Origin of the sequence: Streptomyces sp. NPDC057682, assembly GCF_042799575.1 — a bacterium.
Classification (GTDB): domain Bacteria; phylum Actinomycetota; class Actinomycetes; order Streptomycetales; family Streptomycetaceae; genus Streptomyces.
In genome coordinates, this window is sequence record NZ_JBHVIN010000014.1 from 217,173 (window position 1) to 230,876 (window position 13,704).

The window sequence follows — 13,704 nt, forward strand, 5'->3', positions numbered from 1 at the left end:
ACGCGAAACGGGCGGGCGGCCATTCTCGCCGCCCGCCCGTTTCCCCCCGTCAGGCGGCCCGATAGGCCGCCCGGTACCGGGCCATCGCGCCGGTCAGGTCGCCGGTGAGGGCGAGGTGGTCGGCTTCGGCGAAGGGCTTGGAGAAGGCCTCGGTGAAGGTGCCGTCCGCCTTCTGCTGGACGAGGAGCCGGGCCTGGGTGGCCAGGGCGCGGCCCGCGTCGGTGTGGGCGAGGCCGGCCTTTTCGGTCAGGCGGGCGGCCAGGGCGAGGGCGGTGAGGGTGAGTTCGCCGCCGGACGGGGGCTTCTTGAGGGTGGTGAGGCCCCAGCCGTAGGGGAACTGGGGGTCGTAGGAGGAGTCGCCGACGTTGATGGGGAGCTGGTCGACGGACCTGGGCCAGGTGACGGGGAGCTGTCCGGTGAAGGGGCGCTTGCCGTAGAGGACGTCGGCGACGCCGTCGCCCTCGGTGCCCGGCAGCCAGGAGGCCACCAGGGCGTCGATGTCGCCCAGCCGGTCGCCGATGAGCTGGGGGCGGCCGGAGACGATGAGGACGGCGCACTTCATCGCGGCGCAGACCTTGTCGACGGCGGCCTTGTCGGCGGCGGAGAGTTCGAGGTCGTGGCCGTTGCCGACATCGCCGACGCCCTCGGCGTACGGGGTCTCGCCGACGACGACCACGCCGACGTCGTAGCCGGTGGTGTCGGCGGAGGCGTCCTCGGAGTAGGTGACGGAGGCGGCGTCCTTCTTCATGGCGGAGAGGATCGTGGTGCCGGGGGTGATGTCGCCGGAGGAGCCCTGCCAGCTGACGGTCCAGCCGCCCGCCTGGTTGCCGATGTCGTCGGCGTTGGAGCCGGCGACGTACACCTTCTGGGAGGACTTCAGCGGCAGGACGCCGCCGTCGTTCTTCAGGAGGACCTGGGACTCGGCGGCGGCCTGACGGGCCACGGCGCGGTGTTCGGCGGAGCCGATCCGTTCCAGGTTGGCGGTGTCGGCGTAGGGCTTCTCGAAGAGGCCGAGCCTGAACTTCTGGGTGAGGATGCGGGAGACCGCGTCGTCGATGCGGGACTGCGGGATGCGGCCCGCGGCGACCTCGTCCTGAAGGGTCGCGGTGAACTCCTGGTACGCCGTCGGGACCATGATCATGTCGAGTCCGGCGTTGATGGAGGTGCGCACGTCGCTCGCGTAGTCGCCGGGGATCTGGTCGATGGCCTTGTAGTCGCTGATGACGAAGCCCTCGAAGCCCATGCGGTCCTTGAGGACACCGTTGATCATCTCGGCGTCGGCGTGCATCTTCACGGGGCCCCGGTCGTCGCCGATGATGTCGAGCGAGGAGTAGGACGGCATGACCGTGCCGACGCCGCGCTTCACGGCGTCCTCGAAGGGGGCGAGGTGGACGGCCTCCAGCTCCTGGCGGGTGACCTTGGTGACGCCCTGGTCGATCGGGTACGAACCGGTGGTCGAGGAGCCGTACTCCGTACCGCCGTCCCCGACGTAGTGCTTGGCGGTGGCCAGGACCTTGTCGTTGCGGGAGAGGTCCTTGCCCGTGGCCGCGCCCTGCATGCCCTGGATCACGGTCTCCAGGGACTTCACGAGCGCCGGGTCCTCGCCGTAGGCCTCGTAGGAACGGCCCCAGCGTTCGTCGCGCGAGACGCAGAGGCAGGGCGCGAAGTCCCAGGGGACGCCGGTGGCCCGCACCTCGTTCGCGGTGACGGCCCCGGTCCGCTCGGCGAGCTTCGGGTCACGGGTGGCGCCGAGGCCCACGTTGTGCGGCATGATCGTCGCGCCGACGAGGTTGTTGTGGCCGTGCACCGCGTCCACGCCGTAGATCAGCGGGATCTGGAAGCGGGTGGCCTGGGCGCGCAGTTGATAGCCGTCGACCATCTTCGCCCATGCCTCGGGGGTGTTGGGCGTGGGGACCGAACCGCCGCCGGAGAGCAGCGAGCCGAGGTCGTACGCGGCGATGTCGCCCTGCGAGGCGAGCGCGTTGCGTTCGGCCTGGGTCATCTGACCGGCCTTCTCGGCGGGCGACATCCGGGCGAGGAGATCGGCGACGCGCTGCTTCACGGGCAGTTTCGCGTTCTGGTACGGCAGTCCGTGGGCGTCGATGACGACCTGCGGGTTCTCCTTCGGCGGCCGGGCGCCGGTGACGGTCAGCTCCAGCGGAACGGTCTTCGCGGAGGCGGCCCCGGTGACCTTCTTCGTGGTGACGGTGACGCGGTGGGTGGTGCCGGACGGGGTGCCCGCGGGGAAGGTGTACGTGCCGGTGACCGGGGTGTAGTCGGTGTCGGCGGCCGCCGTGCCGCCCTTGGTCGTGTAGGCGACGGTGACCGGTTCCTCCAGCGGGGCGGACCCGGTGGTGGCGACCGAGAGGCCGATCTCCGCGGTGCCGCCCTGCTTCACGGGGTGCACGGCCGCGTCGGTGACCACGCTCGCCTTCAGGGCGGCGTCGGCCTTCCCGTACAGCTCGATGCCGTCGAGGGCGAACGTGCCGGGGCCGCCCGGCGGGAGGGTGAGGGCGTAGCCCCACATCTCGGTGAGGCCGAGGACCTGGTCGATGCCGCCGACGGGCTGGTAGTCGGTGCGGTAGACGAAGTCGGCGAAGGGGATCTCGACCTGGTGCCAGCCCTCCCAGTCGTCGGTGAAGGAGGTGGTCCAGAGTTCGGAGGCCTCGCCGTGGGCGCCGCCGTCCTTGATCTCGAAGCTGATGCGCTTGCCCGAACCGGGCGGCAGGGGTGCGGTGTTCTGGCCGTACCACCAGAAGCGGACGCCCTTGTGGGCGGACCAGTCGTGGGCGGGTCCGGCGGCGGCGTAGTCGTGGCTGAAGCCGCCGTAGCCGCTGATGTCGTAGCTGCCTTCGAGGACCTTGGCGCCCTCGGGGGCGTCCGCGCGCTCGGCCAGGGCGAGCGTGGGCGGGTCGTCGGCGTCCCCGCCCCAGGTGAAGATGCCCTCGGCCGGCTGGGCGGCGAAGGGGACCTCGCCCTCGAACCGGTCGACGGCGACGGGGGCCGGTTCGTCGGCCGGGGCCGCCGAACCGGGGGTGGCGCCCGCGAGCAGTCCGGCCAGGACGGTCGCGACGGCCAGGGCGGCGGTCGCGGGTCTCGCCCTGTGGCGGGTGCGTGATGGCATGAACGGCTCCTTCGTACGGTGGCCGCGCGCTCCGCGGCGGGATGCGGTGCCGTGGAGCGCGCGGCGGTGCGGGTGGTACGGGAAGGTGACGTGCCTGTGGGGGGTGTGGGGGTGTGGGGGGTGGTTCTGGGGGCGCCCGGCCCCCTCACGGGCCGGGCGCCGGTTCGGTGGGGTGCTTCTATCTGCGCGGCTCCGATGGGTGCTTCGTCCGCGCGGCTCCGGTGGGCTACTTCTTCTGTTCGACCCTGACCCAGTCGATCTCCGCCTTGATGCCGCCCTGGGCGACCCGGTCGACGCTGGACTGCGGCAGGCCCCAGTAGGGCTGGGTGACCTTGTTCCAGCCGGCCGGGTAGGCGCCGCCGAGGGCGAGGTTGAGGATCACGTACTGGTTGTGGTCGAAGACCCACTGGCCACGGGTCGACTCCAGCTTCTGGCGTGAGGTCGTCTGGACGACGCGGTCGTCGACGGTGAACGTCATGCCCTCGGGCGTCCACTCGACGCCGTAGGTGTGCCAGGCGTCGGCGCGGCCCCCGTCGGGGTACGTCTGCTGCTTGCCGATGTTGCCGTCGGCGGAGTAGCCGGGGCCGTGCAGGGCGGAGCTGGTCCAGTCGCCGTAGCCGATGTTCTCCATGATGTCGGTCTCGCCGGAGCCGGGCCAGGAGACCTTCGGGTCGTCGACGTTGCTGCCGAGCAGCCAGAAGGCGGGCCAGAAGCCGTCGCCGACCGGCAGCTTCATGCGGGCGCTGACCTTGCCGTAGGTGAAGTCGAACTTGGTGTTGGTGTCGATGCGGCCGGAGGTGAAGTCGAAGGTGCCGTTGGGCGTCTGGGTGCAGCCCTTGCAGTAGTTCGACTGGAGGATTAGGGAGCCGTTCTCGGTGCGGATGGTGTCCGGCGAGTCGACGTACGCCTGGGATTCGCCGTTGACCGGGCCCATCTCCGTGCCGGTGCGGACCACGCGCCACTTGGTGCGGTCGAGGCCGGAGCCGGTGAAGTCGTCGAAGAAGGTGGTGGTGTAGGCGCCGCCCGGGTTCTTGGGGAGGGCCGGGTAGGCGGCGCTCGCGCTGCCGCCGGTGCCCCACACCTGGAACTCGTAGAGCGAGTAGCCGAACTGGGCGGTGGCGGGCGCGGGGTTGTAGAAGGAGCGGCGCTCCACGCCCAGCATCCGGACGTAGCGGCCGGTCGCCGGGGTGGGCAGGGTGACGGTGTCGTGGCGTCCGACGGCGTCGCCCGGTGCCTTGACGTCGGCGCGGCGGGCGGCGACGTCGGCGGCGGACGGCTGGTAGACGGTGCGCCAGGTGCGGTTGTCGTCGGAGACCTGGATGCGGTAGTCGACGGCGTAGGCCGCCTCCCAGTACAGGTCCACGGTGTCGATGGTGGAGGTGGCGCCGAGGTCGACGCCGACCCAGCGGTCGGCGTTCCAGTCGCTGGACCAGCGGGACCGGTCCGCCTTGAGGTCGGCGGGCCAGCCGCCGTCCGTGACGTAGGCGGGCGAGTTGCCGGCGTGCTGGTAGAGGTCGCCGTACGCGGGGTGGTTGAGGGCGAGGTTGGTGCGGGTGGTGGAGGCGGGGGCCTGTTCTCCGCCGTACACCTTGAAGGAGTACAGCGAGTAGCCCCAGGCGGTGGCGCGTTGGACGCCGCGCATCCGGACGTAGCGGCCGGTGACCTCCTGGGGGTAGGTGTGCGCGGTGACGCTGCCGCCGGTGCCGTCGTCCTCGGTGTAGAAGGGGGTCCAGTCGGTGCCGTTCCTGGACACCTCAAGGACGTACTTCTTGCCGTAGGCGGCCTCCCAGTCGAGGGTGACGCTGCTGATCCGGATGACGGAGCCGAGGTCGACGCGGATCCAGGCGTTGTCGGCGAAGTCGCTGGACCAGCGGGTGGCGCCGTCGCCGTCGGCCGCGTTTCCGGGGCCGACGGCGTCGTTCTCGCTGCCGGATGCGGTGACGGAGGCCGGGTCGGCGGCGTGGGCGGCGGCCGCCCGGTCGGTGTCCCAGGCCGCGGCCACCGCCGCCGGCGCGGGGGCCGGGTCGGCGGCGAAGGCCATGGGGGCGGCGAGGGCGATCAGAGCGGCGGTGGTGGCTGCCAGGGTCGTACGAGAGGGCATGGTGGGGTTCCCGTTCGTATCCGTGGGGGTGGCGCGGCCACGCGCGGCGCGGCTACGCGTTGCGGGTGAGGTGGATGGTGTCGCGGTACCACTTGGCGCTGTCCTTGAGGGTCCGCTGCTGCGTGTCGTAGTCGACGCGGACGATGCCGAACCGCTTGTCGTAGCCGTAGGACCATTCGAAGTTGTCCATGAGCGACCAGGCGAAGTAGCCCCGGACGTCGGCCCCTTGGGCGCGGGCGTCGGCGACGGCGGCGATGTGGTCGGCGAGATACGTGGTGCGGTCCGCGTCGTGGATCTCGCCGTCCTCGGAGACGGTGTCGTCGAAGGCGGCACCGTTCTCCGTGACGACCGTCGGGAGGCCGTAGTCGTTCTCCAGACGGACGAGCAGGTCCGTGAGGGCGCCGGGGGTGATCTCCCAGTCCATCGCGGTGCGCGGCAGATCGCGCTCCACCTGCCGGGTGACGGGCAGGCCGTCGGCGTCGGTGGTGGCGCCGTCCTCCGTGGTGCCGGAGAACAGCGCGCCCCGGTAGAAGTTGACGCCGAGGACGTCGAGGGGGGTGGAGATGGCGGCCAGGTCGCCGTCCTCCACGGGGAGCGCGATGCCCTGGGCTGCGAGGTCGGCGACGACGTCCTCCGGGTAGGAGCCCTTGACGACGGGGTCCAGGTAGAGGCGGGCGCCCATCCCGTCGGCGCGGCGGCAGGCCTCGGCGTCCTCGGGGCTGTCGGTCTCGGGCGTCGCGGTGCCCAGGTTGAGGGTGATGCCGAGCTCCAGCGCGTTGCCCCGGGCCCCGGCCTGTTCGCGCAGGTACTGCGCGGCGAGGCCGTGGCCGAGGAGCAGGTGGTGCACGGCCTGCACGGCCTCGCCGAAGTTCTGCCGGCCCGGGGCCTGGTTGCCGTAGGCGTAGCCGAGCATGGCCGAGCACCAGGGTTCGTTGAGCGTGGTCCAGTGCATCACCCGGTCGCCCAGCGCGTCGTAGGCGAGCGCGGCGTACTCGGCGAAGCGGAACGCGGTGTCGCGGGCCGGCCAGCCGCCCGCGTCCTCCAGCTCCTGCGGGAGGTCCCAGTGGTAGAGGGTGATCCACGGGGTGACGCCCTTGGCGTCCAGCTCGTCGACGAGCCGCTTGTAGAAGTCGAGGCCCTTCTGGTTGGCCGGGCCCCGGCCGCCCGGCTGGATGCGGGGCCAGGCCAGCGAGAAGCGGTAGGTGTCGACGCCGAGGTCCGCGATGAGCGCGACGTCCTCGGGCATCCGGTGGTAGTGGTCGCAGGCCACGTCGCCGTTCTCGCCGCGCACGACCATGCCCGGCACCCCGCAGTACGTGTCCCAGATCGACGGTGTTCTGCCGTCCTCGGCCGCCGCGCCCTCGATCTGGTACGCGGCGGTGGCGACGCCCCAGCGGAAGCCCGCGGGCAGGCCCGGGACGGCCTGGGCGGCGATCTCGCGGGCGTAGGACTGAGGGGTGACGAGGTTCATGGTTCTCCTGAGGTGTGCGGTGCGGTCGACGGGCCCCGGTGGCTGCGCCCCGGGCCGGTCCGGCCCTGACCCGCCGGACCGGCCCGGGGTCATCCCTGGGCGGCGGCGGCCGGTGCGGCGGCGGTGGCCGGGAGGCCCCGGTGGAGCCAGCAGGCCACCGAGCGGGAGCCGTCCGTGCCGTCCGGTGCGGCGAGCACCGGGACATGGGTGTCGCAGCCCTCGGTCCGCTTGGCGCAGCGGGGGTGGAAGGCGCAGCCGGCCGGCATCGCGGACAGGTGCGGGGGCGAGCCGGGGATGCCGCTGAGTTCGCGGCGGGGGCCGTGGAGCGCGGGGAAGGAGTGGAGCAGTCCGGCGCTGTAGGGGTGGTGCGGTTCCCGGTAGATGTCGGAGGCGCCGGCCTGCTCGACGATCCGGCCGCCGTACATGATCGCGATCCGGTCGGAGAACTCGATGAGGAGGGAGATGTCGTGGGTGATGAAGACGACCGAGAAACCGAGTTCCTCGCGGAGCCGGACGAGCTGGCGCAGGATCTGGCGCTGCATGACGACGTCGAGCGCGGTGGTGGGCTCGTCCATGATGACGATCTCGGGTTCCAGGGCGAGCGCCATCGCGATCATCACGCGCTGGCGCATGCCGCCGGAGAGCTGGTGGGGGTAGGCGCCGAGCCGGTCGGCGGAGATGCCGACCAGGTGGAGGAGTTCCCGGGCGCGTGCGGTGCGCTCGGCCTTCCTCATCTCGGGGCGGTGGGCCTGGAGGACGTCCGTGAGCTGGTTGTGGACCGTGTACACCGGGTTCAGGGAGTTCATCGCGCCCTGGAAGACGATGGACAGCTCCTGCCAGCGGAAGGCCCGCAGTTCGGCGGCGGACATGGCGAGGAGGTCCAGGGCCTCGCCGTCGCGCCGGTGGTAGTGGACCTCGCCGCCGGTGATCACGCCGGGCGGGGAGAGCAGCCGGGTGACGGCGTAGGCGAGGGTGGACTTCCCGGAGCCGGACTCGCCGGCGAGGCCGAGGACTTCGCCGCGGTGCAGGGTGAGGTCGATGTCGCGCAGGGCGTGCACGGCGTCGGCGCCGGTGCCGTAGTCCACGTCGAGGCCGCTGATGGTGAGGACGGGCTCGCTCATGAGCGGGTCTCCTTGTGGCGCGGGGTGCCGGTACGGGTCACCGGGGTGAAGCCGACGCGCATCCTGACCTTGCGGGAGCCGCCGGTCTCGGTGCGCAGCCGCGGGTTGACGAACTCGTCGATGCCGAAGTTGATCAGCGCGAGGGACATGCCGAGCAGGGCGATGCAGAGCCCGGCCGGGACGAACCACCACCACGCGCCCTGGGCGAGTGCCTGGCTGGACTGCGCCCAGAACAGGACGGTCCCCCAGTTCCAGTTGGAGATGTCGGCGACGCCGATGAAGGCCAGGGTGATCTCGGAGAGGATCGCGAAGATGACCGTGCCGACGAATCCGGAGGCGATGACCGCGGTGAGGTTGGGCATCACCTCGAAGATGATGATCCGCCAGGTCGGCTCGCCGGTGGCGCGGGCCGCCTCCACGTAGTCGCGGCGGCGCAGCGACAGCGTCTGGGCGCGCAGCACACGGGCGCCCCAGGCCCAGGAGGTGAGGGCGATGACGACCGCGATGAGCAGGTCGCCGGCGTCCGTGACGAAGCTGGCGATGATGATGATCAGCGGCAGTCCGGGGATGACCAGGAAGACGTTGGACAGCAGCGACAGCACCTCGTCGGCCAGTCCGCCGAGGAAACCGGCGGTGACGCCGATCAGCACGGACAGGGCGGTCGCGAGGATGCCCGCGACGAAGCCGACGACGAGCACGCCCCGGGTGCCGACGAGGATCTGCGAGAGCACGTCCTGACCGGTCTGCGTGGTGCCGAACCAGTGCGAACCGGAGGGCGGTTGCAGCAGGTCCTGGCTCATGGTGTCGGGGTCGTACGGGGCGACCCACGGGCCGACGATCGCGATCAGCACGAAGAAGAGCAGGATGCCCAGTCCGATGACGGTCTTCCGGCCCCGCAGGAAGCGGAAGCGGCGCCTGCTCGCTGCCGGGGTCTCGGCGGCGTCGAGTACGGCGGTCTCGGTTGCGGTGACGGCCACAGCCCTACGCCTCCCTTCGGGTACGGGGGTCGAGGAGCATGTAGAGGATGTCGGCGAGGAGGTTCGCCGCGAGGACGGCGAGCGTGATGATGAGGAAGATGCCCTGCATCAGGGGGTAGTCCTTGGCTCCCACGCCCTGGAAGAGCTGGTAGCCGATGCCCGGGTAGTTGAAGACCATCTCCACCAGGAGCGTGCCGCCGACGATGAAGCCGAGCGAGAGGGCGAAGCCGGAGATGTTGGGCAGGATCGCGTTGCGTGCCGCGTAGCCGAACATCACCCGGCGCTCGGAGAGCCCCTTGGCCTGGGCGACCATGACGTAGTCCTCGCTGGACACCGTCACCATCATGTTCCGCATGCCGAGGATCCATCCGGCGACCGCGCTGAGGACGATCGTGCAGCCGGGCAGCACCCCGTGGTAGAGCGCGCTGGAGATGAACGGCCAGTCGAAGGCCGGCACCAGCCAGTTGTCGTAGCCGCCCTCGAAGGGGAAGAGCGACCACTTCGTGGCGAACAGCCAGATCGCGATGAGCCCGAGCCAGAAGTACGGGATCGACGAGATGAACGTGGTGACGGGCAGCAGGTTGTCCATCCAGGAGCCGCGCCGCCAGCCCGCGAAGACCCCGAGGCCGGTGCCGAGGACGAAGCTGATCAGTGTGGTGATGCCGACGAGGGCGAGGGTCCAGGGCAGCGACTGCGCGATGATCTCGCTGACCGGGGTGGGGAAGAAGGTGAAGGAGAGGCCGAGGTCGCCGTGGAGCAGATGGGACCAGTAGTCGGTGTACTGCTCCCAGAGCGACTGGTTCTTGTCGAGGCCGAAGAGGGCCTTCAGCGAGTCGATGGCGCTGGTGTCCAGCTGGCCCTGGAAGCGGGCGATCAGTGCCTGGACGGGGTCTCCGGGCATCAGCCGCGGGATGAGGAAGTTGATGGTGATGGCGGCCCAGGCGGTGACCAGGTAGAAGGCGAGCCGTTGGAGCAGGAACTTCACTTCGCAGCCTCCTTCTCGTGGTCGTCGGTGCGGGCGGTGCCGGTGTTCTCGTACAGCCAGCAGGCGGCCCACTGGCCGTCGGCCAGGTCGAAGCGCGGCGGCAGTTCGGTGCGGCAGCGCTCCATCGCCTTGGGGCAGCGGGGGTGGAAGCGGCAGCCGGCCGGCGGGTCGATGAGGGAGGGCGGCTCGCCGGTGCCGTTCTCCTCCCCGTCCTCGTTGTCCTCGTCGTCGCCCGCCCGGTCCGGGTGGGGGGCGGAGGCGATGAGGAGCTGGGTGTACGGGTGGGCGGGGCGCTGGGTGACGGTCTCGCTGTCGCCGCCCTCGACGATGCGGCCCGCGTACATCACGAGGGTGGTGTCGGCGAAGTAGCGGGCGGACGCGATGTCGTGGGTGATGTAGAGGATCGCCAGGTGGAAGCGGTCCTTGAGGTCCTTGAGGAGGTTGAGGATCCCGAGCCGGATGGAGACGTCCAGCATCGAGACGGGCTCGTCGGCGAGGAGGACCCGGGGGTCGGCGCCGAGCGCGCGGGCGATGGCCACGCGCTGGCGCTGACCGCCGGACAGCTCGTGCGGGAACTTGTCCAGGTACTGATGAGGAGGAGTCAGCTGGACCCGGTTCAGCAGAGCGGTCAGGTTCTTCTCCAGCTCCTCCTCGCCGCTGCCGGCCCGGCCGTGGATCCTCAGTGACCGGGTCAGGTGGTAGCGCACGGTGTGCACGGGGTTCAGTGAGGCGAACGGGTCCTGGAAGATCAGCTGGACCCGGCGTACGTAACTGCGGAAGGACCGGCCACGTCCGGCCTTCACCGGCTGCCCGTCCAGGAGGATCTCGCCCGAGGTGAGCGGATACAGCTGGGCGAGCAGTCTGGCGACGGTGGACTTCCCGGAGCCCGACTCCCCCACCAGGGCCGTGACGGTGCCGCGCCGCAGTTCCAGCGAGGCGTCGTCGACGGCGTGGACGGTGCGGCGGGTGCGCGCGAGGAGGTCGCGGGCGGTGCGCCGCACGGCGAAGTGCTTGGTGACTCCGCGTGCTTCGAGCACGATGTGGTTGTTCTCTGACTGTTCAGACATGGCCGATACCCTGCGTCCCTGAATCCCCTGAATCGCTGCGTACTACTTGGCGGGCTTGAGCCTCAGCACGATCTCCAGCGAGGAGCGCTGGGTGTGCTGCGGGTCGGCGTACGGGTCGGCCTCGGTCGGCCAGCCCACCCAGTTCTTGGTGGAGTACTCCGCCCCGATGGGGGCCGCGGCGGTCGGGACCATCGGCGCCTGCTCGACCATGATCTTCTGGAGGGTGGCCATCGCCGCGGTGCGGGCGGTCTCCGTGGTGGCCTCGGCGAAGTCCTTCAGCGCCTCGGTCGCCTCGGTGCTCTTGAAGCGGCCGAAGTTGCCCTGCTGGGAGGGCTTGCCGATGGGCTGGAGCAGCGCGCCGTCCATGATGTTCTGGTACATGTCGTACGGGGTGGCGCCGCTGTTGGTCCAGTGCAGGGTGGCGTCGAAGTTGCCGTTGGCGACGTTCGCGCCCCAGGCGTCGGCGGTCTGCGTCTTGACCTTGGCGTCGATGCCGATCTGCTTGATGTTGTCCTTGATGATCGACAGGCCGGTGATGTAGTCGTTCCAGCCGGCCGGGTCGGTGAGCGTCAGCTTCACCGGCTTGCCGGACGGGTCCTTGAGGACGCCGCCGGCGAGGGTGAAGCCGGCCTTCTCCAGGACCTTCTTGGCGCCCTCGACGTCGGGCTTGGTGGTGGCGCTCTTGTACTCGGGGGCGATGAAGGACTCACCGGCCGGCAGCGGAATGCCGGTGGGGTTGGTGATCTCCGGGTAGAGCGTGGCCTCGGCCTGGGTGTAGATGGCGTTGCGGTCGATGACCATCGCCATGGCCTTGCGCAGCGCCGGGTTGTCGAAGGGCTTGCGGGTGGTGTTGAACCAGAGGCCGTGGATGCCGAGCCCGGAGGGGAACCACAGCTTGTGGTTCTTCGGGTCCTTGTCGATGAAGAGCTTCTTGAAGTCCGGCATGAAGACGAACGACCACTCCAGCTTGCCGCTGGCCAGCGCCGTGGTGGCGGCGTTGTTGTCGTTGTACGTGCTGTAGCGCAGCTCCTTGACCTTCGTCGACCCCTTCCAGTAGGTCGGCGTGGCGACCAGGGTGGTGGTCTGCGGGGTGAAGGTCTTCAGCTTGTACGGGCCGGAGCCGACGGGCGTCCGGTTGGGCCAGGTCTCCGGGTTGTCGACCTTCTCCCAGATGTGCTTGGGCACGATGTACTGCTGGATGATCTTGTTCTGGTTGACGTACTGCGAGTCGTCGAAGGTCAGGACGACCTTCTTGTCCTGGACCTCGACGCCGCCCCACTTGATGCCGTCGGCGTTGAGCGCCGGGTGCTTCTTCAGCAGGTCGAAGGTGAACGCGACGTCCTCGGCGGTGAGCGGCTTGCCGTCGGCCCACTTGGCGCGGTCGTCGAGGGTGAACGTGACCTTCGTGTAGTTGAGGTCCCACTTCCAGTCCGTCGCCAGCCACGGGTCGGCCTTGTCGGACGGCCGGATCTGGCTCACCATCGCCAGCGGCTCGTAGATCATCCAGCGGTAGCCGAGGGTGGCACCGGCCGAGGTGTTGAGGAACGGGTTGCTGTTGTTGGTCTGCGGTCCGTCCGGCTTGCCGAGGTTCAGCACACCGGTGGCGCCGCCGCCGGACTTGTTGTTCCGGTTGGAGTTGGCGGACGAGCATCCGGCGGCGAGCGCGACCACCGCGGTGGCGACCGCGACGGCTCTGAGCGTGTGGTGACGGCGTGCGGACATGGCGACTCCAGGAGGGACTGGCGGGTCTGGGAGATCCGGAAACGGGCAGCGCGGGGCACGCCGGACGACGGCCTGTGCGGTGGTACGGGGTGCGGTGCGGGCGGCCCGCCGTGCGCCACTCGGCGCCCTGGCGGACCGGAGCCCGGTCCGCTAGGGCGCCGAGTGGCGCACGACCAGTTCGGTGGGCAGGACGACCGGCGCGTCGGGTGCCGGTGTGCCGCCGAGGTGGGAGAGCAGCATCCGTGCGGCCGTCTCACCCATCTGCCGGGTGGGCTGGCGCACGGTCGTCAGGGGCGGTTCGGTGTGCTCGGCCATCGGGATGTCGTCGAAGCCGACCACCGCGACGTCGTCGGGCACGCTCCGTCCGGCGGCGCGCAGCGCCCGCAGGACGCCGGCCGCCGAGATGTCGTTGTGGGCGAAGACCGAGTCGAACTCCGTGCCGGAGGCGAGGAGCCGCTCCACGGCCAGCCGGCCGCAGGCCTCGGTGAAGTCGCCGCGGACGACGAGGTCGGTGGGCAGCACAGAGAGGAATCCCGCCAGCCGGTCGCGTACGCAGCCGAAGTCCTCGGGGCCGGTGACGACGAGGGGCCGGGTGCGGCCGGCGGCCCGCAGATGGCGAGCGGCCGACGCGCCCCCGTCGTGGTTGGTGGTCACGACGGAGGGGAATTCGGGGTGGTGGCCGCGATCGTCGATCAGCACGATCGGCAGGCCGCTGCGGTGCAGGGAGGTGAGGTGGTCGAGGGTGTTCTCCGGTTCGACGACCACGAGTCCGTCGAAGGCGCGCGCCGACACCTGGCTGGTGAAGCGCTGGACGGACTCGGCGCCGCGGTTGCAGGTGAAGAGCAGGAGTCCGTAGTCGGCCGCCTCGACGGTGTCGACGACGCCCTGGAGCACCTCGCCCATCCACGGCCAGGTCAGCGAGGGCACCAGCATGCCGACCGTACGGCTGCTGCCGCGGGCCAGTCCGACGGCTCCCGAGCTGGGTACGTAGCCGAGCTGTGCGATCACTTCACGAACGCGGGCGGCCGTCGAACCGTCCACTTCTCCCTTGGTGTTGATGACCCGGGACACGGTCGTCTTGCTGACGCCGGCCTCACGGGCGACGTCGGCGATGGTGACACGCATCGGGGGCCTCC

Annotated in this window: 9 protein-coding genes; all 9 read right to left on the reverse strand. The window is 70.5% G+C overall.

What is annotated here, in order from left to right:
- Positions 1–49: 49 nt before the first annotated feature.
- Entirely contained in the window at positions 50–3,124 is a 3,075-nt protein-coding gene (locus ACFVDM_RS25585; protein ID WP_383644473.1) for a glycoside hydrolase family 3 N-terminal domain-containing protein, read from the reverse strand.
- A gap of 226 nt (positions 3,125–3,350) precedes the next feature.
- On the reverse strand, positions 3,351–5,225 hold the full coding sequence (locus ACFVDM_RS25590) for a discoidin domain-containing protein (protein ID WP_383644476.1): 1,875 nt from the start codon (positions 5,223–5,225) through the stop codon (positions 3,351–3,353).
- A 52-nt stretch (positions 5,226–5,277) separates the two neighbouring features.
- The gene (locus ACFVDM_RS25595; RefSeq protein ID WP_383644478.1) at positions 5,278–6,696 is read right to left on the reverse strand and encodes a GH1 family beta-glucosidase; all 1,419 of its coding nucleotides are present in this window, start codon (positions 6,694–6,696) and stop codon (positions 5,278–5,280) included.
- Between the two features lie 89 nt (positions 6,697–6,785).
- Positions 6,786–7,817 carry an ABC transporter ATP-binding protein gene (locus ACFVDM_RS25600; protein ID WP_383644481.1) on the reverse strand — a complete coding sequence of 344 codons (1,032 nt, stop codon included), beginning with the start codon at positions 7,815–7,817 and terminating at the stop codon, positions 6,786–6,788.
- A complete protein-coding gene (locus ACFVDM_RS25605; RefSeq protein WP_383644484.1) occupies positions 7,814–8,794 on the reverse strand; it encodes an ABC transporter permease in 981 nt (326 codons plus the stop codon). Before ACFVDM_RS25605 ends, ACFVDM_RS25600 begins: the two co-directional genes overlap by 4 nt.
- A gap of 4 nt (positions 8,795–8,798) precedes the next feature.
- Positions 8,799–9,779: an ABC transporter permease gene (locus tag ACFVDM_RS25610; protein ID WP_383644487.1), complete on the reverse strand. Its 981-nt coding sequence runs from the start codon at positions 9,777–9,779 to the stop codon at positions 8,799–8,801.
- On the reverse strand, positions 9,776–10,846 hold the full coding sequence (locus ACFVDM_RS25615) for an ABC transporter ATP-binding protein (protein WP_383644489.1): 1,071 nt from the start codon (positions 10,844–10,846) through the stop codon (positions 9,776–9,778). Before ACFVDM_RS25615 ends, ACFVDM_RS25610 begins: the two co-directional genes overlap by 4 nt.
- A gap of 42 nt (positions 10,847–10,888) precedes the next feature.
- Complete coding sequence (locus tag ACFVDM_RS25620) at positions 10,889–12,568, reverse strand: ABC transporter substrate-binding protein (RefSeq protein ID WP_383644492.1); 1,680 nt, start codon at positions 12,566–12,568, stop codon at positions 10,889–10,891.
- Between the two features lie 150 nt (positions 12,569–12,718).
- Positions 12,719–13,693, reverse strand: a complete 975-nt coding sequence (locus ACFVDM_RS25625) for a LacI family DNA-binding transcriptional regulator (protein ID WP_383644495.1) — start codon at positions 13,691–13,693, stop codon at positions 12,719–12,721.
- Between the last annotated feature and the right edge of the window lie 11 nt (positions 13,694–13,704).